At 70.8% G+C, this 20,284-nt stretch carries 25 protein-coding genes; 21 read left to right on the top strand and 4 right to left on the bottom strand.

Translation table 11 applies throughout. The features are described from left to right. Positions 1–35: 35 nt before the first annotated feature. From ACU6XJ_RS19910 to ACU6XJ_RS19855, 12 genes are all read left to right on the top strand, one after another. A complete protein-coding gene (locus ACU6XJ_RS19910; RefSeq protein WP_476313594.1) occupies positions 36–785 on the top strand; it encodes a pyrimidine reductase family protein in 750 nt (249 codons plus the stop codon). Beyond that, positions 782–1,327, top strand: a complete 546-nt coding sequence (locus ACU6XJ_RS19905; protein WP_476313592.1) for an RNA polymerase sigma factor — start codon at positions 782–784, stop codon at positions 1,325–1,327. Before ACU6XJ_RS19910 ends, ACU6XJ_RS19905 begins: the two co-directional genes overlap by 4 nt. Further along, on the top strand, positions 1,324–1,905 hold the full coding sequence (locus ACU6XJ_RS19900) for an anti-sigma factor (protein WP_476313590.1): 582 nt from the start codon (positions 1,324–1,326) through the stop codon (positions 1,903–1,905). Before ACU6XJ_RS19905 ends, ACU6XJ_RS19900 begins: the two co-directional genes overlap by 4 nt. 118 nt (positions 1,906–2,023) lie before the next feature. Continuing rightward, the gene (locus ACU6XJ_RS19895) at positions 2,024–2,512 is read left to right on the top strand and encodes an Asp23/Gls24 family envelope stress response protein (protein ID WP_476313588.1); all 489 of its coding nucleotides are present in this window, start codon (positions 2,024–2,026) and stop codon (positions 2,510–2,512) included. After that, positions 2,502–2,774 (top strand): hypothetical protein, encoded by a 273-nt coding sequence (locus tag ACU6XJ_RS19890; protein WP_476313586.1) that lies wholly within the window; start codon positions 2,502–2,504, stop codon positions 2,772–2,774. Before ACU6XJ_RS19895 ends, ACU6XJ_RS19890 begins: the two co-directional genes overlap by 11 nt. Before the next feature lie 6 nt (positions 2,775–2,780). Then, positions 2,781–2,999: a hypothetical protein gene (locus ACU6XJ_RS19885; RefSeq protein WP_476313585.1), complete on the top strand. Its 219-nt coding sequence runs from the start codon at positions 2,781–2,783 to the stop codon at positions 2,997–2,999. A gap of 25 nt (positions 3,000–3,024) precedes the next feature. Further along, positions 3,025–3,204, top strand: coding sequence for a hypothetical protein (locus tag ACU6XJ_RS19880; protein ID WP_476313583.1), 180 nt, complete (start codon positions 3,025–3,027; stop codon positions 3,202–3,204). Next, entirely contained in the window at positions 3,201–3,584 is a 384-nt protein-coding gene (locus ACU6XJ_RS19875; RefSeq protein WP_476313581.1) for an Asp23/Gls24 family envelope stress response protein, read from the top strand. Before ACU6XJ_RS19880 ends, ACU6XJ_RS19875 begins: the two co-directional genes overlap by 4 nt. A gap of 2 nt (positions 3,585–3,586) precedes the next feature. Continuing rightward, positions 3,587–4,123, top strand: a complete 537-nt coding sequence (locus tag ACU6XJ_RS19870) for a DUF6286 domain-containing protein (RefSeq protein ID WP_476313579.1) — start codon at positions 3,587–3,589, stop codon at positions 4,121–4,123. Then, positions 4,120–4,701, top strand: coding sequence for an Asp23/Gls24 family envelope stress response protein (locus tag ACU6XJ_RS19865; RefSeq protein WP_476313577.1), 582 nt, complete (start codon positions 4,120–4,122; stop codon positions 4,699–4,701). Before ACU6XJ_RS19870 ends, ACU6XJ_RS19865 begins: the two co-directional genes overlap by 4 nt. 81 nt (positions 4,702–4,782) lie before the next feature. Continuing rightward, a complete protein-coding gene (locus ACU6XJ_RS19860) occupies positions 4,783–5,883 on the top strand; it encodes an NADH:flavin oxidoreductase/NADH oxidase (RefSeq protein WP_476313576.1) in 1,101 nt (366 codons plus the stop codon). 10 nt (positions 5,884–5,893) lie between these two features. Continuing rightward, entirely contained in the window at positions 5,894–6,499 is a 606-nt protein-coding gene (locus ACU6XJ_RS19855) for a TenA family protein (protein WP_476313574.1), read from the top strand. Positions 6,500–6,521: 22 nt separating this feature from the next. Here the strand turns inward: ACU6XJ_RS19855 and ACU6XJ_RS19850 are convergent, their stop codons facing one another. Beyond that, a complete protein-coding gene (locus ACU6XJ_RS19850; RefSeq protein ID WP_476313572.1) occupies positions 6,522–6,926 on the bottom strand; it encodes a hypothetical protein in 405 nt (134 codons plus the stop codon). 21 nt (positions 6,927–6,947) lie between these two features. Between ACU6XJ_RS19850 and ACU6XJ_RS19845 the strand changes: the two genes are divergently transcribed. After that, positions 6,948–7,142 carry a TetR family transcriptional regulator C-terminal domain-containing protein gene (locus ACU6XJ_RS19845; RefSeq protein ID WP_476313570.1) on the top strand — a complete coding sequence of 65 codons (195 nt, stop codon included), beginning with the start codon at positions 6,948–6,950 and terminating at the stop codon, positions 7,140–7,142. 14 nt (positions 7,143–7,156) lie between these two features. Here the strand turns inward: ACU6XJ_RS19845 and ACU6XJ_RS19840 are convergent, their stop codons facing one another. After that, on the bottom strand, positions 7,157–8,905 hold the full coding sequence (locus tag ACU6XJ_RS19840) for a sensor histidine kinase (protein WP_476313568.1): 1,749 nt from the start codon (positions 8,903–8,905) through the stop codon (positions 7,157–7,159). Then, positions 8,898–9,593 (bottom strand): response regulator transcription factor, encoded by a 696-nt coding sequence (locus tag ACU6XJ_RS19835; RefSeq protein WP_476313566.1) that lies wholly within the window; start codon positions 9,591–9,593, stop codon positions 8,898–8,900. The genes ACU6XJ_RS19840 and ACU6XJ_RS19835 overlap by 8 nt, the downstream gene beginning before the upstream one ends. A gap of 149 nt (positions 9,594–9,742) precedes the next feature. Between ACU6XJ_RS19835 and ACU6XJ_RS19830 the strand changes: the two genes are divergently transcribed. The 4 genes from ACU6XJ_RS19830 (at position 9,743) to ACU6XJ_RS19815 (ending at position 14,596) form a co-directional block, all read left to right on the top strand. After that, positions 9,743–10,402, top strand: a complete 660-nt coding sequence (locus tag ACU6XJ_RS19830) for a hypothetical protein (RefSeq protein ID WP_476313564.1) — start codon at positions 9,743–9,745, stop codon at positions 10,400–10,402. A gap of 41 nt (positions 10,403–10,443) precedes the next feature. Beyond that, positions 10,444–11,541, top strand: a complete 1,098-nt coding sequence (locus ACU6XJ_RS19825) for an ATP-dependent DNA ligase (protein WP_476313562.1) — start codon at positions 10,444–10,446, stop codon at positions 11,539–11,541. Positions 11,542–11,600: 59 nt separating this feature from the next. After that, positions 11,601–13,145: an alpha/beta hydrolase gene (locus tag ACU6XJ_RS19820; protein WP_476313560.1), complete on the top strand. Its 1,545-nt coding sequence runs from the start codon at positions 11,601–11,603 to the stop codon at positions 13,143–13,145. A 512-nt stretch (positions 13,146–13,657) separates the two neighbouring features. Further along, on the top strand, positions 13,658–14,596 hold the full coding sequence (locus ACU6XJ_RS19815; RefSeq protein ID WP_476313558.1) for a sporulation protein: 939 nt from the start codon (positions 13,658–13,660) through the stop codon (positions 14,594–14,596). 149 nt (positions 14,597–14,745) lie between these two features. Here ACU6XJ_RS19815 and ligD read toward each other — a convergent pair whose 3' ends face one another. Further along, positions 14,746–15,759 carry a non-homologous end-joining DNA ligase gene (gene ligD, locus ACU6XJ_RS19810; protein ID WP_476313556.1) on the bottom strand — a complete coding sequence of 338 codons (1,014 nt, stop codon included), beginning with the start codon at positions 15,757–15,759 and terminating at the stop codon, positions 14,746–14,748. A gap of 24 nt (positions 15,760–15,783) precedes the next feature. Here ligD and ACU6XJ_RS19805 point away from each other — a divergent pair, with 24 nt between their 5' ends. The 4 genes from ACU6XJ_RS19805 (at position 15,784) to ACU6XJ_RS19790 (ending at position 20,189) form a co-directional block, all read left to right on the top strand. Continuing rightward, positions 15,784–16,089, top strand: coding sequence for a hypothetical protein (locus ACU6XJ_RS19805; protein ID WP_476313554.1), 306 nt, complete (start codon positions 15,784–15,786; stop codon positions 16,087–16,089). 52 nt (positions 16,090–16,141) lie between these two features. Beyond that, the gene (gene msrB / locus ACU6XJ_RS19800) at positions 16,142–16,567 is read left to right on the top strand and encodes a peptide-methionine (R)-S-oxide reductase MsrB (RefSeq protein WP_476313552.1); all 426 of its coding nucleotides are present in this window, start codon (positions 16,142–16,144) and stop codon (positions 16,565–16,567) included. A 153-nt stretch (positions 16,568–16,720) separates the two neighbouring features. Further along, positions 16,721–18,301 (top strand): alpha/beta fold hydrolase, encoded by a 1,581-nt coding sequence (locus ACU6XJ_RS19795; RefSeq protein WP_476313550.1) that lies wholly within the window; start codon positions 16,721–16,723, stop codon positions 18,299–18,301. 259 nt (positions 18,302–18,560) lie between these two features. Then, positions 18,561–20,189 carry an alpha/beta fold hydrolase gene (locus ACU6XJ_RS19790; protein WP_476313548.1) on the top strand — a complete coding sequence of 543 codons (1,629 nt, stop codon included), beginning with the start codon at positions 18,561–18,563 and terminating at the stop codon, positions 20,187–20,189. Positions 20,190–20,284 lie beyond the last annotated feature (95 nt).

Here is a 20,284-nt window from a genome sequence, read left to right as displayed (position 1 = left end):
GCACAAAGGGTATCGGCCGTGTTGGGATTGTCGGCGTGCACAGGTTGTTGCCCGGGCCACTCGCCTCCGACGAGACGCTGGAGGAGCTTTACGCCTTCCCGCAGCCGCTGTCGCGTCCGTGGCTGCGCGTCAACTTCGTCTCCAGCGCGGACGGCGCCGTGACCGTCGCAGGCAGCTCGGAGGGCCTGACCAGCCGGGAGGACACCCGGCTGCTCGGCATGATCCGCGATCTGTCCGATGTCGTCCTCGTCGGCCTCGGCACCGCCATGATCGAGGGCTACCGCGGCATCAGGCCAACCGAACGCCGCCGCAAGCGCCGCGAACGGCTCGGCCTGACCGGGCTGCCGCCGGTGGCCGTGGTGACCAACACGTGCTCGCTGCCGCCGGAGGCCCCGCTGATCGCCGACACCACGGTCCCGCCGCTGGTGATCACCTGCGCGGCCGCGCCCGAGGAGCGGCGCCGCGAGGTGGCCGAGGCGGGCGCCGAGGTGATCGTGGCGGGCGAGGGCGCGGTGGACCTCGACCTGGCGCTGGGCGCGCTGGCCGACCGGAACCTGTACCGGATCGCCTGCGAGGGCGGGCCGCGGCTGTTCGGCAGCCTGATCGCCGCGGACCTCGCCGACGAGTTGTGCCTGACGGTCGCGCCGGTGCTGGCGGGCGGGGACGCCGGTCGCATCGCGCTCGGCCTGTTGCCCGGCGACCCGCTGCCGATGACCCTGGCGTCGGCGGTGCTGTCGGACGACACCGGGCACCTATTCCTCCGATACACCAGGATCAGGGAATGAGCGCGGGCACCGAGGTGACCGACGAGGCGCTGCTGACCGCCGCGGCTCGGGGTGACCACCTGGCGTTCGAGACGCTGGTGCGGCGGCACACCGAGAAGCTGTACCGGGTGGCGCTGCGCATCGTGGGCAGCCCGGCCGAGGCCGAGGACGTGGTGCAGGAGACCTGGATCTCCGCCTGGCGAGGGCTGTCCCGGTTCCGCGGCGAGGCCGCGCCGTCGACCTGGCTGTACCGGGTGGTCACCAACGCCGCACTGGCACATCTGCGGCGCCGTCGCCCGACCGTCCCGCTGGAGGGCGCCCCCGAGCCGAGTTCCGGGGACAGCCCCGAGGGCAGCGTGATCCGCTCCGAGCAGGTCAGCGCCGTGCAGGCCGCGATAGCCACGCTGGAGCCGTCGCAGCGGATTCCGCTGGTGCTGCGCGAACTGGAGGGTTTGAGTTACGAAGAGATCGCGGCCGTGCTCGACGTGAACGTCGCCGCCTTGCGCTCGCGGTTGCATCGCGCCAGGGTGGCCCTCCTGGCCAAGTTGAAGGAGCAGCGATGAGCGGAGAACGGTTCGCCGAGCATCCGCTGCCCTGCGGCAGGCTGCCAGAAGCCCTGGTTCCGCTGGTCGCCGACCGCCCGGCGGGCGAGACCGACCCGGCGTTGACCGAGCTGATCGAGCACACGAGGGGCTGCCAGTACTGCCGGGCCGAACTGTCCGAACTGGACCGCCGCTGGGCGCCGGTGCGCACCGCCGCGGCCTACGACCCGCCGGTTCCGCAGGGTCTGGTGGAGCGCGCCCTGGAATCGGTGCGCGGGGTGCGGGGCCGGATCGCGGTCACCGCCACCGAGGTCGCGCAGCCCGGCGGCAACGTCCGGATCACCGAGCGGGCGCTGCTCGCGGTGGCCCGCCAACTGGCCGCCGACGTGATCGACCGGCTGCCCGGGGTGCACCTGCGCGGACTGCGCTTCGACGAGGACGATGTGCTGCTGGTGCGCATCGCGATCCGCTACGGCGTCGACGGCACCGCGGCCACCGGCGCGCTGCACACCGGTTTGCAGCGCGAACTGGCCGACACACTGGGTCCGGCGGCTCCCGCGTTGGAGGTCCGCGTGGTCGACGTCCACGACCCCGACTAGCCCATTCGGGTGATACCGCGACACGTCCGGCGTACTGGGCAATCCCAATACGTGCCGGGGCGAGAACGCTTAGTGGGCGGACCGCTTCGGCCCAAGCGACCCAGTGAAGGAGCCATCCATGGCGCAGAACACGCGCACCGAGGAGACCAACAGCACCTCGACATCCCTGCAGCGCTCGACCGCGGCCAACCCAGCCCGGCTCGCGGATGAGACATCGCAGGGCAAGACGACCATCTCCTCATCGGTGGTGCAGAAGATCGCGGGCATCGCCGCACGCGAGATCTCCGGCGTCCACGCCATGGGCGGCGGCGTCTCGCGGGCCTTCGGCGCGCTGCGGGAAGCCATTCCCGGCGGCGGCACGTCGACGACCTCCGGTGTCTCGGTGGAGGTCGGCGAGAAGCAGGCCGCGATCGACCTGGACATCGTCGTCGAGTACGGCGCATCCATCGTGGACCTGGCACGGGCGGTGCGCCGCAACGTGATCACCGCGGTGGAGCGGATGACCGGGCTGGAGGTCATCGAGGTCAACATCGCCGTCAACGACATCAAGCTGCCCGGTGAGGACGAGCAGAATGGCGAGCAGCCCGCCTCCTCGCGTGTCGAGTGAGCCGGAGGTAGCCGAGCGGATCGCGGCGGCGGTGCTCGCGCACCCCGCCGTGCACGCCCTGCACGACAGCCTCGCCTCCTACCTGCCCGGTCGCCGCGTCGAAGGTGTGCGCTTCGAACCCGGCGAGCCGGTCGGCATCGCGGTGGTGCTGCGGATGGGCAGCCCGCTGCCGACGGTGGTGGCGGATCTGCGGAAGTCGGTGCGCAAGGTCGCCGGGGACGTGCCGGTGGACGTGACCGTCGCCGACCTGGCGGTGAGCTGAGCAGCGATGACCAGGCAGCACCGGGCCGCCATCCGCGCCTACATCAGGGCCAACCATCCCGACGCGGGCGGCGACCCGGCCGCCTTCGCCGAGGGCTTGGCGCGACTGCGGGCCCGGCAGGCGGAGCCGGATCGCTACGACCGGCCGGTGGTCGCGGTACAGCGGCGCTGGTCCCGGCTGTTCCGCTTCTTCCGCCGCGGGCGCCCCAAGCGGCACCTGCTGTGACAACGACGAGGAAGGCAACAACGCCATGAACAACACACAGCTCGGCCTGCTGGCCGGTTTGGTACTGGGCGCGGCGGGAGCCGTCGGCGGCTTCGGCGCGTTCCTGATCACATTGGTGATCGGCGCCATCGGGCTGGTCGTCGGCCGCGTGCTGGACGGTCAGCTGGATATCGGTGAGCTGATCGGCCGAGGTCGGGACCGGTGAGCACGGCGCTGGAGGCGCCCACGCCGGGCGAGCCAGGGGACGTCGAGGAGCGCGGCAGGCTGGAGATCTCGCGGGAGGTCGTGCGCAAGGTCGCCGAGCACGCCGCCGACGAGGTGCCCGAGGTGACCCGCGGCAGGCGCCGCGTCGCCGGACTGGGCCTGGGCGAACACGGCGCCAGCGCCAAGGTCGACGGCGAAGGCGGCATCGTCGGCCTCCGGCTGGACCTCGCGCTGCGGTACCCGGCGCCCGTGCGGGACACGGTTTCCGCGATCCGGGACCGGGTACGGGACGAGGTGCAGCGGATCACCGGCTACCAGGTGCGTTCGGTCGGCGTGACCGTGTCGGCGCTGCTGCCCGCGAACCGTCCGAGAGTGGAGTGAGCATGCGTGCGATCGTCCGTCTGATCTCCGCCCTGCTCGGCCTCGCCGTGGCCGCGGCGGGTGCGCTGCTGGCAACCGAGGTGGCCTGGGCGTGGGCGCGGCCCGCGTCGACCGAGCTGCTGGTGCCGTGGCGCTCTTGGCCGGTCAGGCTCGGCGAGGTGACCTGGTCGGCCGACCCGGTGCGCTGGATCGCCTTCGGCGTCGCCGCGGTCGGCTTGATCCTGCTGGTCGCCGCGTTGACCGCGGGGCGGCGCGACATCCGACTGCGCGAGCCCGCCCCGGAGGTCGCGGTGACCACCTCCCCACGCTCGCTGGCCAGGCTGGTCGGCCACCGGGTGCGTGCCCAGGACGGCGTGCGCGGTGCGTCGGTCAGCGCCAGCGCCAAGCGCATCCGGGTCCGCGCGACCAGCGGCCTGGCGGGCGAAGAGGAGTTGCGCCCCAGGCTGACCGAGGCCGCGGAAGAGGTTGTCGGCGCCCTGCCGATGCCCCGCGCGCCGCGGGTGTCCGTTGTCGTCGACTCAGCGAGGGACCGCCGATGAACAAGCAGACCGCGGCACTGCACCGCTCGGCTCGCGCCGAGCGCGTCTCCACCGGCCTGACCGGCGTCCTCCTGCTCGCGCTCGCCGCGGCGGCCCTGCTGGTCGGCTACGGCGTGCTCGGCACCGGCCGCGCCCAGCGTCCGGTACTGGACCCGATCGCCATGGACTGGCTGCGCGGCCACCCCGAGATCGCCAAGAGCGCCGCCATCGGGATCGGCCTGCTGGCGCTGATCGTCGGTTTGCGCTGGGCATACCGCTCGGTGCGCCCGGAGCGACGGCCCGACATGGTGCTGGAACCCGGCCTGACCGTCACCGCAGGCGCCATCGCCGACGCCGTCCGCGTCGACGCCGAGGGTGTCCGCGGCGTCGGCCGCGCCAAAGTGCGTCTGGTCGGTTCCCCGGACTCCCCCGCGATGCGGCTCCAACTGTGGCTCAACGAGGACGCCGATCTGCGCGCCGTGTGGGACGACCTGGACTCCCAGGTGCTCGCCCGCGCCCGCGAGGCACTGGGCGTCGAGTCCCTCCCCACCGCCGTCCGCCTCGAACTCGACGCCCGCCCTCGCGAACGCGTGGTGTGATCCACGCCATTGTTCGGAATAGGCCGAACTATCTACGCGGTTGCCTCGGACGGATCTGATCCCTGACTTCGAGGTGGCACCGTGGCAAGGCTGTTCGAACCGATCACCCTGCGATCCGTGACGATTCCCAACCGCGTGTGGCTGGCGCCGATGTGCCAGTACTCCGCGGCAACCGAGGGTCCCGACGAGGGCGCCCCGCATGACTGGCACTTCACCCACCTCGTCACCCGGGCCGTCGGCGGGGCGGGCCTGGTGATGACCGAGGCGACCGGCGTCAGCCCGGAGGGCCGCATCTCCCGTGCGGACCTGGGTTTGTGGAACGACCGCCAGCAGGCCGCGTTCGCCAGGGTGGCCGCGGGCATCGAGGCACACGGCGCGGTGCCCGCGATCCAACTCGCGCACGCGGGCCGCAAGGCCTCCACCACCCCGCCGTGGGAGGGCGATCAGCACCTGACGCCGGAGCAGGGCGGCTGGATCACGGTGGGGCCTACCGCCGAGGGCTTCCGGGATCTGCCCGCACCGCGTGAGCTGACCGCCGCCGAGATCAGTCAGGTGGTGCGCGACTTCGCCGCAGCCGCACGGCGCGCGGTGGACGCCGGGTTCAAGGTCATCGAGATCCACGGCGCCCACGGCTACCTGATCAACTCGTTCCTCTCCCCCTTCACCAACAAGCGCACCGATGCCTACGGCGGCTCGTTCGAGAACCGCATCCGGGTAGCGCTGGAGATCACCGACGCCGTCCGCGCCGAAGTTGGTGAGCAGGTGCCGCTCCTGTTCCGCGTCTCCGCCACCGACTGGCTCAGCGAGAACGCCGACGACGGCCGCGAGGGCTGGACGGTGCCGGACACCGTGCGGCTGGCCAAGGAACTGCTGGCGCGCGGCGTCGACCTGCTCGACGTCTCCTCCGGCGGCGTGGCCTTCGACGCCGCCATCCAGGACGCTCCCGGCTACCAGGTCCCCTTCGCGGCCACCGTCCGCGCCGAGACCGACCTCCAGGTCGGCGCCGTCGGCAAGATCACCGAGGCGCGGCAGGCCGAGAAGATCCTCGCCGACGGCAAGGCCGACGTCGTGCTGCTGGGCCGCGAGTTGCTGCGCAACCCGAACTGGCCGCATCTGGCCGCGATCGAACTCGGCGCCGCAAGCCGGGTGCCCGTCCAGTACGGCGGCGGATTCCGCGTGTGACGATGGGATCATGACCCTTTCGCGGAGGCTGATCGAACAGCACCGGGGTGGCGTGGCCGACCAGCTTCGCCACCCCACCGTCGCGGGCATCGGCCGCGGCGACCTCGACCCCGCGGTGTTCCGCTCCTGGCTGGAGCAGGACTACCTGTTCCTGTTGAACTACGTGCGCGTGTTCACCCGCCTCGCCTGGCAGGCCCCGGACAACCACCTCGGCGACCTGGTCGACCTGGCGCACGCCACCTGGCACGACGAGCTGGAGCTGCACCGCGGCCTTGCCGCCGAGTTCGGCGCCAACCTGGTTGACCCTCAACCAGGTCCCGCCTGCCGCGCCTACTCGACGTTCCTATTGGAGTCCGCCGCCGACTACGGCCGCGGTCTCGCCGCGCTGCTGCCGTGCATGTGGGGCTACTCGGAGCTGGGCCGCGAACTGGCGAAGAACCCGCCCGCCGAACCCCGCTACGCCGCCTGGGTCCGCACCTACGCCGACCCCGCCTTCGCCGACCTCGCCCGCCGCTGCGCCGACATGCTCGACGAAACCAACGTCGACGAGGCCACCGCCGGCGCGGCTTTCGCCGAGGGCATGCGCCACGAACTCGCCTTCTGGGACGTCCCCTGACCCGAGAAAGCCACGGGTCACATCACGCGCGGCGGAGCGCAGGTGAAGCCGGACGCAGCGGCGCCCCAGACCGGTTGCGTGCCAGCATGATCGCGGGCACCGCGGCGAGGACGAAGAGCGCTCCGGCCATAGCGACGTAGAGGTACACGCCGGTCGCCGTGCTCACCGGGGCACCGAGGGCAGAGACCCCGGGAATATGGGTCGCTTTGAGCACCTCGCCCCCGGCGATGTTGAAGACGACCGAGCCGAGGGCGAGCACGACCGACACCAGGCCTGCGGTCGTGCCCTGGCGCTCGGGCGCTTCGATGCTGGTGGCCAGGTTGTACCCGGAGGCGCCGATCGCGCCTGCGGCCATGCCGAGCATGGCGCCGCAGGCGATCGCCGGCGGGAGCGCCGAGACGCCCGCCAGCATCGCGAAGGTCGCCACCATCCCGACGGCGATGCCGCCATGCGACGGCGGGTGGACGCCGCCGTCGACCAGGGCGAGCTCCCCCCGGTCGACAGTTCCTTCCTGGGCGAGATGATCTCCAGCCCGGTACACCTCATCGTCAACCGGGGCATGCGCCCGTTCACCCGCACGGACGCGGAACGCATCGTCGGCGTGGTGCTCGCCGGTATCCGGGCCACCGCACCGCACGCCTGACCAAGCGCCCTGGCCTAGCCGAGTTGCAGCGGCAGGGTGATCGTGACCGTGGTGCCCAGGCCTGCGGTGCTGGTGATGGCGGCGGTGCCGCCGTGGGCTTCGGCGAGTTGGCGGACGATGGCCAGGCCGAGGCCGGTGCCGCCGGTGCGGCGGCTGCGGGACTTCTCGGCCCGCCAGAAGCGGTCGAAGACGCGCGGGAGGTCTTCGCGGCTGATGCCGGAACCGGTGTCGGCCACGGTGATCACCGCGTGCTCGTCTGCCAGCCTGCCGGTGACGGTGATGCGGCCGCCGGGTGAGGTGTGACGGATGGCGTTGCACAGCAGGTTGCCGACCGCTTGGCGCAGGCGCAGCGGGTCGGCGCGCAGGTGCACGCTGTCGGTCTCGGTGCCAAGCTCGACGCCCGCGGTATCGGCGCGGGACTGGTAGGCGGCGGTGCACTGGCGCAGCAGGCCGCCCAGGTCGACGGTCTCCAGGCGCAGCTGGAACTGGCCCGCGTCGGCCAGCGCGAGCTGCTGGAGGTCGTCGATCAGGTGTTGCAGGCTCAGGGTCTCCGCGAGCAGCAGCTCCAGCAGTTCGGGGTCCAGCTCGGCGACCCCGTCCTGGGCGGCTTCCAGCCAGCCGCGGATGTTGGTGACCGGGGTGCGCAGCTCGTGGGAGACGTCGCTGATCATGTGTCTGCGCTGCGCTTCGGTGCGTTCCAGGTGCTCGGACATGTCGTTGAACGACGTCGACAGCGCGGCCAGTTCGCCGACCGCCTTGGTGCTCACCCGTGCCGAGCGGTCGCCCCCCTGCATGCGCTGGGCGGCCACGGTCAGTTCCCGCACCGGGCGGGACAGGCGCGCCGCGAGGACCGCGCTGACCGCGACCACGATCACCAGGACCGCGCCTGCCAGGCAGATGATGTTGCGGGTGCCCGCGGCGGAGAGGGTGATCACGTCGGCGTCCTGCGCCGCGGTCTCGGTGATGAACAGCAGGGCGGGCGGGGCCACGACGGGGTTGAGCTGCTCGCGCCTGCTTCCGTCCAAACAGGACGACGCCTGCTGCGACCCCTGGAGCGACTCCGGCAGGTCGATCATGCCGTACTCGACGACGAGCCTGGCGGGCCTCACCTCGTGTGCCGCGAGGCAGGTGTCGAACAGGCCTTGCAGCTGGTCCAGTGCCTGCTGCTCGGTGGCGGTGAGCCGCTCCACAGGTTCCGCCGAGCAGCGGCCCTCGCCGTAGTCCTCGGGTTCGGACGTGACATCGGGGCGCCCGCCGGGCCAGTAGCCGATCTCGACGGTGCGACCTTCCTTGCGCAGGCAGTCCGCGTAGACCTCCGCCGCCCGCCGCAGCGCGGTGCGCTCCTGTTCGGACAGAGGCACCGGGCCGACCGAGACATCCATGATCATGCCGGTTTCCAGCGGACTGATCACCGAGGCGGGTCTGCGCGGCAGCTGTGGCAGCCTGCTGTCGGCGGAATCGGCGATGATCCGCCGCTCGGTCTCGTTGGTGGCCAGTGCGATGCGGCGGCCGGTGCGGTTGGCCAGGTCGAGCACCACGGGCCGCACCTCGTCCCAGTTGCGGTGGGTGGCGGCGTAGTCGACAAGCTCCTCGTGAATGAGGGCGTCGTCGCTGAGGGTCTGGCCGTGCTCCTGGCGGATGGCCTCCGTGGTGCGCTGGGCGGCCAGCCACGCCGTCGCGGCCACCGCGCCGCCCGCGACCAGCACCGAGCCTGCCAGCAGGCGGATGAACATGCGGTGCCGCAGCGGGATCCGGTCACTCAACGGCGGCACCGTCGTTGAGCTTGTAGCCGACGCCGTAGACCGTGACGAGGTAGATGGGTTTGCGCGGCACCACTTCGATCTTGCGGCGCAAGTTCATCATGTGCACGTCGACGGTCCGCTCGGTGCAGAACTCGCTGCCGAACGCCAGGCCCAGCAGCTGTTTGCGGCTGAACACCCGGCCGGGCTGCGAGATCAGCACGTTCAGCAGCCGGAACTCCGCGGCCGTGCACTGCACCGGCCCGCCGCGCACGGTCACCTCGTGCCGCACGGGGTCCACCTGGATCTCCCCGACCCGCAACGGCTCGGCACTGACCGGATCGCCGCGGCGGGAGCGGCGCAGCAGCGCGCGCACCCTGGCCATCAGCTCGCGCGGGCTGTAGGGCTTGGTCAGGTAGTCGTCCGCGCCGAGGTCGAAGCCGCGGACCATATCGTCCTCCGAGGTCAGCGCGGTGAGCATCAGCACCGGCAGGTCGAACTCGGCGCGCAGCACCCGGCAGACCTCCAGCCCGCCCGCCTCCGGCATCAGCAGGTCCAGCACCAACAGGTCGGGGCGGCAGCGGCGCACCTCGTCGACCGCGGCTCTGCCGTCGGACACCACGCGCACCGTGTGGCCCTCGCGGTCGAGATAGCGGCGGACCAGTTCGGCCTGCCTCGGGTCGTCTTCAGCGACCACGATGTAGGCGCACACTCCTACCTCCTCATCCCCGGCCTGCCGACAAGTCTGTGACCAGGAGTTGAGCGCTGTCCGCTCCTTCATATCAGCCGAACGAGTTCTTCATATTTCGCAGGCACGGTGGGCGGGGTCAGGGCAGGACCGGGTCGTTTTCAGGGAAGAACATGACTATTTCCGTCACCGTGGTGAACGGTGCCGCGGTGGTGGGTAGCGCGGGCGGTCGCGTGCTCGGCACGGCACGCCTGTCCGAAAAGCCCGGCTTGGTGATGGTGGACGAGCCTGCGCTGGCCTCGGACGCACCGGCGCTGGACGTGGCCGTCTGCCTGTACCGGCGGGCGGCCGAGCACGCGTGGGCCTCAGGCCGTGAGCTGGGGTGGTCGGGTCTGGCCTCCGGGCTCGCGGGGCAGGTGGCGCGACAGCTGTCGGCGAGCGTCTACCAGCAGGTGGGCAGGCACTGGGGCAGCCACGACCTCCGCTCCTGCGGCACCTCGGCGCTGCCGGTGTGCATCCGGGATGTGACCGCCGACGGCGCGGTGGCCTGCGAGCTCATCGACGATGACGGCACCGCCATCGCCCATGCCTCCGCTGCGCTGTCCGGCGGCAAAGCGTTCGTGGAGCGGGTGCGGCACCGCGGCGCCACCGGGTTGCAGCTCGCGGCGCTGGTCTCGGCGCTGATCCACCGCCTCGCCGACGAACACCCCGAGGCGTGCGAGTTGGAGATCCGCGAACTCGGCGACAACGCCGTCGGCCAGGCCATGGTCATCAACGGTCTCCAGGTCACCGACCGCTGGCTGGAGTATCGGCTCGCACCGGAAGATCCCTGACGCCCGTCGCGTCATCACCCGCCAACAGGCAGGATGGGGCCATGTCGTTGCCGTTGTCGCCGCCCATCCAGCCGATGCTGGCCAGTCCCGTCAGCGGGATTCCTGACCAGGACGGGCTGGTGTTCGAGCCCAAATGGGACGGTTTCCGCTGCATCGCGTTCCTGGACGGCCGCGATGTGTACCTACAGTCGCGCACCGGCAAGGACCTGGCCCGCTACTTCCCCGAGATGGTGGAATCGCTCGGCACGCACATCCGCCGTCCCGCCGTGCTGGACGGCGAACTGGTGGTGGCGCGCACCGGGAAGCTGGACTGGGACGCCCTCGGCGAACGCATCCACCCCGCGGTCAAGCGCATCAACCAACTCGCCACCGCCACCCCGGCCCGGTTCATCGCCTTCGACCTGCTCGCCGAGGGCTCCGACGATCTCACGGGCAAGCCGTTCACCGAACGGCGTGAGCGGATGAACGAGTTGTTCGGCTCGCCGCCCCCGGAATCGCGGCTGCACCTCACCCCCACCACCACCGACAACGGCGTGGCGCGGGAGTGGTTCGAGCTGTTCGAGGGCGCCGGTCTCGACGGTCTCATCGCCAAGCCCGCGGACGGGCCGTACACGCCCGCCAAGCGCACGATGCTCAAGATCAAGCACGCCCGCACCGCGGACTGCGTGGTCGCCGGGCTGCGCTGGCACGCCGACACCGAACCGGGCACCGCGGTCGGGTCGCTGCTGCTGGGCCTGCACGACGACAAGGGCGTGCTGCACAGCGTCGGCGTGGTCGGTGCCTTCCCCGCCGCCAAGCGCCGCGAGTTGGCCGCCGAGCTGGCCCCGCTGCTGGAGCGCGGCGAGGTCGACCACCCGTGGCTCGGGGAGCAGGCGGGCGACGGCAGGCGGCTGCCGGGGTCGATCAACCGTTGGCGGAGCGCGGTGCAGCAGTGGCAGCCGATGCGCAGGGAACGCGTGGTGGAGGTGTCCTACGACCACACCGAGGGCGGCATGCCCTCCCGGTTCCGGCACACCGCCCAGTTCGTCCGCTGGCGCCCCGACCGCGACCCCGCCTCCTGCCGGTACGACCAGCTGGAGGAGCCCGCCCGCTACGACCTCGACGGTGTCCTGCGCGGCGACGTGCGCCCCGCTCACTGAGTCCTCACCACCCCCATGCCAGGCTCCATCCCAGGTTTCGCCAAGGACGGACGGGGAGCGTGTTGCGCAGAGTTTCGGCAGGCCTCGCGGTGCTGTGTGCCGGGCTGCTGGCGCTGACCGGGTGCGCGGTGGGGCCGTCGTCGCGGCCACCGGTCGCGGTAGGTGAGGCCGAGGGCCTGCCGCCGGGTCCGGCGCCGTCGGTGACGCCCGCGCCGCTGCCGGGACTGGACCCGCCGGAGGGCGAGGCCGTCGGCTGGTCGGACTGCACCGAAACCACCGCCGCGGCGGTCGGCGCGCCAGCGGGCTTGCGCTTCGAGTGCGCGCGGATGCTGGGCATACTCGACCCTCCCGCGAATCCCGGCCGAGGCTTTGCCCGGTTGTCGCTGCTCAAGGCCGGTACCGGTGAGATCCCGCTGGTCATCGTCGGCGACATCAACGACGGCCCCGGCACCCTCTACGCCGCTCGGCTGGCGGCCAGCGTGCCTGCGGCCCTGCTCGAGAAGTTCTCGCTGATCGGCATCGACCGGCGCGGCAGCGGCAACTCCGACGGCGCCCGCTGCGTGCGGCCGGAAACCCGCAAGGAGATGCTGGACGCCGATCCGCGTGCGGGCGACGCGGCCACGGTGTCCGCGGTGCGCAACGTGGCCCGCGACGCCACCCAGCAGTGCGCGCTGGAACTCAACGAGCGGCTGCCCGCCTACGACTCCTGGCGGACCGCGGCCGACCTCAACCGCGTTCGCGAGGAGCTGGGGCTGAGCAGGCTGCACGCGATCGGCCGCGGCGACGGGTCACGGGTGCTGTCCTTCTTCGCCGAGCGCTACCCCACCGCGGTGGGCCGGATGGTGCTCGACGGCGCCCCGGAGCCCGAACTGGACGCCATCGCGCAGGCGGAGTCGAAGTCCAGGGCCGCGGAGCAGACCCTGGACGCCTTCGCCCGCGACTGCCTGTCCAGGCCGGGCTGCCCGCTCGGTCCCGATCCCCGCGCCGCCGTACGGCAACTGCTGGACGCGCCGCCGGTTCCCGGCGCGGGCACCGTGCTGACCGCGGGCACCAAGCTGTCCGCGCTGCTGACCGGCCTCGCGGCGCGGGAGCGCTGGCCCGAACTGGCCTCGGCGCTGGGTGCGGCGGCTGCCGGTGACGGCACCGCGCTGACGCGGTTCGTGCTGCCCGCGATCACCGACGGCGAGGAACTGCCCGCCAACTTCGACGCCGCGTTGATCACCACCTGCAACGACAGCACCACCCGGGTGCCGCCGGAGCGGATCGGCGCGCTCGCCGAGCAGTGGCGCAAGACCCAGCCGGTGTTCGGCGGGCTGTTCGCGCAGCGGCTGCTGTGGTGCGCGTCGTGGCCGGTACCCGAGCCGTCGCCGGTGCCGCGGGCCGCGGGCGCGCCGCCGATGCTGGTGGTGGCCACCGAGAACGACCCGATGACCCCGCGCGAGGGCACGGTGCGGGCCGCCGAGGCGCTGTCCTCGGACGTGATGATCCGCTGGCAGGGCGCCGGGCACGGCGCGTATCCCGCCAGTACGTGTGTGACCGAGGCCGTCTCGGGTTTCCTGCTGGCGGGCACCCTGCCGTCGGCGGGCACCACCTGCCCGCCCTGAAACAGCGGCGAGGGCCGCCCCGCGACCGGCGTGTCCTCGGAGAACCTGCCGGATCGCGGGACAGCCCCGCGCAACATCATGGGTTGATCAGCCGCCACGCGGCGGTGGGGTGATCAGCTCGCCGATGCTCAGCTACAGCTGGAGCAGCACCCGCAGCCAGGTCCGGTGCACGAACCACAGCAGCTGCATCCGCCCTGAGGAGTCTTGACGGTCATGGTTACCTCCCATAATCGATGAGCCCCGGCAACGCAAACAGTAAGGCTGGCCTAACAGTCTGTGACACCGCTACGGGTGTGAAGCAGCGTCACCCGATCGCTGAAACGAATCGATGTACTTATAGCCATATGTAAGTGATGAGGTGTCCGTCTCCTCCAGACGGCCGATCATGGCCGTCGGCGGGCACGAATCGGTGAAGTCCGGAACCGGTGACTCCGACGAGACGTTGGCCTGCTAGAACGTGATCACACGAGGCCCGCACCCCGTCCGCGGTCCCGATAGGAAGGACGAACCCGGTGGTCTTCAAGAAGATGATGCGCGCCCTCGGCGTGGGCGGCCCGTCGGTGGACACCGTGCTGTCCAGCCCGCACTGCTACCCGGGTCAGATGATCGGCGGCGAGGTCCGCATCCAGGGCGGTGACCACCCGGTCGCCATCGAGCACGTCGCGCTGAGCCTGGTGGCCCGCGTCGAGACCGAGTCCGGCGACAGCGAGTACAACTCCTCCATCGAGTTCCACCGTGCGGTCGTGGCGGGTGCGTTCCAGCTCGCGGCGGGCCGGCAGCACGCGATCCCGTTCCAGTTCCCGATTCCCCTCGAGGCCCCGCCCACCGAGCTGTACGGCCAGCACATGCACGGCATGCACATCGGCCTGCGCACCGAGCTGTCGGTGGCCAAGGCCGTGGACAAGGGCGATATGGACCCGGTCGCGATCCACCCGCTGCCCTCGCAGCAGCGCGTGCTGGACGCCTTCGCGCAGTTGGGGTTCCGCGTCCGCAACGCCGACCTCGAGCGCGGCCACATCCGCGGCGCGCACCAGACGCTGCCGTTCTACCAGGAGATCGAGTTCTTCCCGCCGCACCAGTACGGCCACCGCATCAACGAGGTCGAGCTGACCTTCCTCGCCGATCCGCAGAACCTGCTGATCGTGCTGGAGGCCGACAAGCGCGGCGGCATGTTCAGCTCCGGCCATGACGCGTTCGGCCGCTGGCACCTGCCGCACCAGCAGGTCGAGCAGCACGACTGGGCAAGCGAGATCAACAACTGGCTCAGCCAGGTCAGCCAGCGCAGCCACGGCATGATGGGCGGCCACCACGGCGGTCATCACCGCGGCGGAATGGGCATGGGCGGCATGCTCGCCGCGGGCGCGGCGGGCGTGGTCGGCGGCATGATGATCGGCGAGGCCATGGACGGCGTCGGCGACATGACCGAGGGCTTCGGCGACTTCGAGTTCTGATCCTCACCGGTGCGGCCGCTCGCGAGCGGCCGCACCGGTGACGAGGTGGAACAGGTCCGCCCACTGCCGCGCGGTGAGATCACGCGGCAGGTGGCGGATCGGTGATCCGGTTCCGGCGCAGCCAGTCCGCAACGCGCCCGGCAACCGAATTACGTGTCGTCGCGAGCTCGGCTCGGCTGGACGCGCTTGGGCTCGCCGGGCATCTTCGGATACTCCGGCGGGTACGGCAGATCGCCCTGGCCCTCGGCCTTATCGCGGTCGAACCACTCCAGCAGCGTGTCGATGGCGAAGGCCTCGTCGTCCAGAGCGGCGTGCGGGTTGCCGTTGTCGGCCAGCAGTTTCGGCACCGTGAAGACGTCGAAGTCGTCGGGGTCCACCTCGGACAGCTGATCCCAGGTGACGGGCATGGAAACCGTGGCGCGCGGGGTGCCGCGGACCGACCAGGCGGAGGCGATCGTGCGGTCGCGGGCCGCCTGGTTGTAGTCCATGAACACGCGGGTGCCGCGTTCCTCCTTCCACCACGCCGTGGTGGCCAGCTTCGGGATGCGGCGCTCCACCTCACGGCACAGGGCGATCACGGCGTGCCGAACCCCGACGAAGTCCCATTCGGGGCGGATGCGGACCGCGACGTGGATACCGCGGCCGCCGGAGGTCTTCGGGTAGCCGACCATGCCCAGTTCCGCCAGCACCTCGCGCAGCACCCCGGCCACCTGCGCGGCCTCGGCGAAGCCCGTGCCGGGCTGCGGGTCGAGGTCGATGCGCAGCTCATCGGGGTGGTCCACCTCGGGGCGGCGCACCGGCCACGGGTGAAAGTCGAAGGTGCCGAGGTTGGCGGCCCAGACGACCACGGCCTCCTCGGTGGGGCACACCTCGTCGGCGGTGCGGCCGGAGGGGAAGGCGATGCGCACCGACTCCACCCACGGCGGGGCGCCCTTGGGGACGCGCTTGGCGTAGAAGGGTTCGCCGGTCACGCCATCGGGAAAGCGCTTCAACGTGGTGGGGCGGTCTCGCAGCACGGCGAGCAGCGCGGGGGCGACGCTCACGTAATACTCGACGACCTGGAGCTTCGTGATGCCCCGGTCCGGGAAGTACACCTTGCCCGGGCTGGACACGCGCACGGTGCGGTCCCCCACGGTCAACTCGATCGCTTCAGCACGTGCCACGAAAACAGACGCTACCTTTTAAGCATGGCAGCCGCCTCTCCCAAGGACGAGGAACCGAAGGACCGGTTCCACGATGATCTGGTGGGTCTGGATCCCAGCGATCCCGAGGCCCAGGCTTTTGCCGAGCACCTGGACCGCATGCAGCAGAACCGGTCCAACTACACCGTCGAGGGGTACCTGGACGGGATCGGCGACTTCGCCGATTCGGCCAATCGCACCGGCGGGCATCACCGGCTGATGGCGGTGCTCGTGGTGTTATTGCTACTCACCGGAGTCGTGTGGGCGGTTTATGGCGCTCTGGGTGTGGTGTGGCAGACATTCCTGGACTGATCCAGCGGTACTGATCCGCCACCGGTCGGGGAAAACAACTAGCGTGGAACCCATGGAACCCGTTGCCGATGCCAACCGGGCGGTCTCGAAGACCGAGGCGGAATGGCGCAGCAGGCTCAGCCCCGCGGAGTACGCGGTTCTGCGGCAGGCGGGCACCGAGCCGCCGTGGACCGGTCGCTATGTCGACACCAAGACGGTGGGGGTCTACGAGTGCCGCGCGTGCGGCTTTGAATTGTTCCGCAGCGAGACCAAGTTCGACTCCCATTGCGGCTGGCCCTCGTTCTTCAGCCCGCTGGCCGAGGACCGGGTCATCCTCCGCGAGGACCGCAGCCACGGCATGACCCGCGTCGAGGTCGTCTGCTCCCGCTGCCACAGCCACCTGGGGCACGTCTTCGAGGGCGAGGGCTATCCGACGCCCACCGACCAGCGGTACTGCATCAACTCCATCAGCCTGCGGCTGGTACCCGACCACGGCTGATCGCCCGCCGTACAGCGGCCGAATGGCGGCTATCGCTCTCCCTTGATGCCAACAACCATCCGGGTTGAAACCTGAGGGCATCTGCACTTCGCACGTCCGGGAACAAATCCTCGCTGTCCTGGCGCGAAGTCCGAAAGGGACACCATGACAGCCATGCCGCGACGGCGCAGCGCCCTGCTCGCCGCCGTCCTGTTCACGGGCGTGCTCGCCGCCCCCGCCGCCGCCGTCGAGCCGGGCCTCGACGAGTTCTACCACCAGCAGCCGAACTGGTCGAAGTGCGCCGAGGAAGGCTCGCTGGCCGAACTCGAGTGCGCCGAGCTGACGGTGCCGCTGAACTACCGCAGCCCGGCCGAAGAGCGCATCACCGTCACGGTTAGTCGGCAGAAGGCCAAGGACGGCGCGAAACGCCGGGGCGTGCTGCTGCTCAACCCCGGCGGACCCGGCGGTTCGGGCCTGGCCACCCCGCTGTACCTCGGCGGGACCCCGCTCGAGCAGGCCTACGACCTGATCGGCTTCGACCCGCGCGGGGTGGGCCGGTCCACGGCGCTGTTCTGCGAGAAGGTCGACTACGCCGCGAAGTACTCCTCCCGCCCGGCCGACGCCGACTTCGCGGGCTGGGCCGCGGACGCCCGTGCCGACGAGGAAGGCTGCCAGCGCGCCGCGGGCGGCATCCGCCCCTACATCAACACCCCGAACACCGCCCGCGATATGGACGTCATCCGCGCGGTGCTCGGCGAGAAGAAGATCAACTTCCTGGGCTTCTCCTACGGCACCTACCTCGGCGCCGTGTACGGCTCGCTGTTCCCGGCCAACCTCGACCGCAGCGTGCTGGACTCCTCGATCCACCCCGAGCTGATCTGGCACCGGCAGGCCAACGCGCGCACGGTCGCGACCATGGAGAACGTGCTGCGCTGGGCGGAGTGGGTCGGGCAGCGCGACAACACCTACCACCTGGGCCGCAACCGGGCGCAGGTGCTCGCGAGCGTCGAGCGGCTGGCCGCGAAGCTGCACGCCAACCCCGTCGACGGTCTGGACCGCAGCCAGTTTGACTACGCGATCGGCGCCAACACCCGCTACCGCTACGTCTGGGACATCGCCGCGCAGTGGGTGTCGGAACTGGCGGGCAACAAGCCGCCGACGGACCCGGCGGTGCGGGACGCGGCGAAGGCGGCGAAGGCGTTCGCCGCGCTGGCCATCCCCGAGGTGCGCTCTGGCGTGTTCGACACGGTGACCTGCGAGACCGACTGGCCGCGTGACCTCAACTCCTACTACCGCGACATGCGGTTCTTCCGCGCCCACCTGCCCTACGGCGAGGGCGTCTACAACGCCGCGCCCAGCGTCTGCACCTTCCGCAGCTTCACCCCGACCGACTCGGTGACCGACCTCAAGCGGGCGGGCTACCCGGTGGGCCTGGTCGTGCAGGCCGACGGCGACACCCAGACCCACTACTCCGGCGGCCCCGCGATGGCCCGGACGCTGCGGAACAACCTGGTGACCGTCACCGACGACGGCTCGCACGGCCTGTACTTCCGCAACGAGTGCGCGCGGCAGATCGTCGACCGCTACCTGCTCGACGGCGTGCTTCCCGGCAGCAGGTTGGCCACCTGCAAGGGCGACCCCCGCCCGGACGTCCCCGGCGACCACGCCCGCGCCCGCGGCGCGTCGGCCTCGCTGGAGGACCTCGCCAAGCGCTTCATCTCCGACAAGAAGCTGAACAACCCGGATCTGCCCTGACATGTTTCAACAGGAATAGGGCTCGGCATTCGGACAAATGGGTGCCGAGCCCTATCTCATTCGGGTATCAAGCACGCGCATAACTCGAAAATTCGACTCCGAACGGCCGTTGTGCAGGCAACTTTCACCATTTAGTCTGACCCCGACCGGGCGATGAGTGAGGGCTCTAATCGCTCGGCGTAATTGCCTTCCGCCTGGGGGCGCGATGCGTGAGACCGACGCTGGCGGCGTTCCGGAGCGGGTTTGCGAAAGGAAATCGATGGCGATTGCACGTCTGCCCGGGAGACGCATCGCGGCATACCTGTCGCTGGCGCTCGCCGGTGCCCTGTTCACCCCCGCTTCGGCGCTGGCGGCGCCGTCACAGGTCCCCGCAGGCCTGGAGGAGTTCTACAGCCAGCAGCCCACCTGGTCGAAGTGCGCGCCGTCCGGCCAACTGGCCACGCTGGAGTGCGCCGAGTTGACCGTGCCGCTGAACTACCGCAATCCCACCGATGAGCGGATCACCGTCACCATCTCGCGGCTCAAGGCCACCGACGCGGCCAAGCGCCGCGGGATCCTGCTGCTCAACCCCGGCGGCCCCGGCGGTTCCGGCCTCGGCATGCCCGCGGCCTTCGCCAAGCGGCCCATCGCCGCGGCCTACGACCTGATCGGCTTCGACCCGCGCGGAGTCGGCCGGTCCACGGCGCTGCTGTGCGAGGTCGTCGACCCGATCGCCGAGTTCTCCACCCGCCCCGAGGACAGTGAGTTCGCCGGTTGGTCGGCGGACGCCCGGGAGTCCGAGGAGGCCTGCCAGCGCGCCGCGGGCGGCATCCGGCCCTACATCAACACCCCCAACACCACCCGCGACATGGACGTCATCCGTGGCGTGCTGGGCGAGAAGAAGATCAACTACCTTGGCTTCTCCTACGGCACCTACCTCGGTTCTGTCTACGGTTCGCTGTTCCCGGCCAACCTGGACCGCAACGTGCTGGACTCCTCGGTGCACCCCGACTGGATCTGGCGCCCGCAGTTCAGGGCCCAGGGCATCGCGTTGCGCGAGAACGTCGACCTGTGGGCCGACTGGGCCGCCAAGCGCGACGGCACCTACCACCTCGGCAAAACCCAGGCCGAGGTCATGGCCACTGTGGAGAAGGTCGCGGCGGCGCTGCACGTCAAGCCGGTCAACGACATCGATCGCAACACCTTCGACCTGCTGACCGGGCAGTTCACCCGCTACCGCCCGCTGTGGGCGGGCTACGGCTACACCGTCGCCCAGCTGAAGGCGGCCACCGAGGGCACGCCTGCGAACGACCCGGCCGTGCTGGACGCGTCCAAGGCGGCGAAGGTGATGGCCGAGGTCGGCATCGCCGAGACCAGGGCGGGCGTGTTCGACACCGTGACCTGCGAGGCCGACTGGCCGCGCGACCTCAACACCTACTACAACGACATGCGGCTGTTCCGGGACAAGTACCCCTACGGCTTCGGCGTGCTCCGCGCCGCGCCGTGGAACTGCACCTTCCGCGGTTTCGACACCACGGACCCGGTGACCGACCTCAAGCGCGCCTACCCCACCGGCCTGGTCATCCAGGCCGACGGTGACACCCAGACGCACTACGACGGCGGGCCCGCGATGGCGGCCAAGCTGCGCGACCACCTGATCTCGGTGGCCGACGACGGCACGCACGGTCTCTACGCCCGCAACAAGTGCGCCTCGGACCTCATCGACCGGTACCTGGTCTCCGGCGTGCTGCCGCCGACCAGGGTGACCTGCGCCGGTGACCCGCGGCCGAACGTGCCCGAGGACAACGCGGTCGCGAGCCGCGCGGCCCGCAGCGCCCCGACGGAGAGCCTGGAGTCGCTGGTGCTGAACTTCGTCAACCTCAAGCGACTGGAGCGCGAGGCCCGCTAACCACCTTCCACCAAATACCGGAATGGGCCGGGAAATGCCACCCCGGCCCATTCCGGTATGTCATCGGACCATTCAATGCACATATTTTCGCGACC

It is taken from the genome of Actinorectispora metalli, from assembly GCF_056323685.1.
The sequence above is the reverse complement of the archived record's forward strand: the minus strand, read 5'-3'. Positions and strand labels throughout refer to the sequence as shown.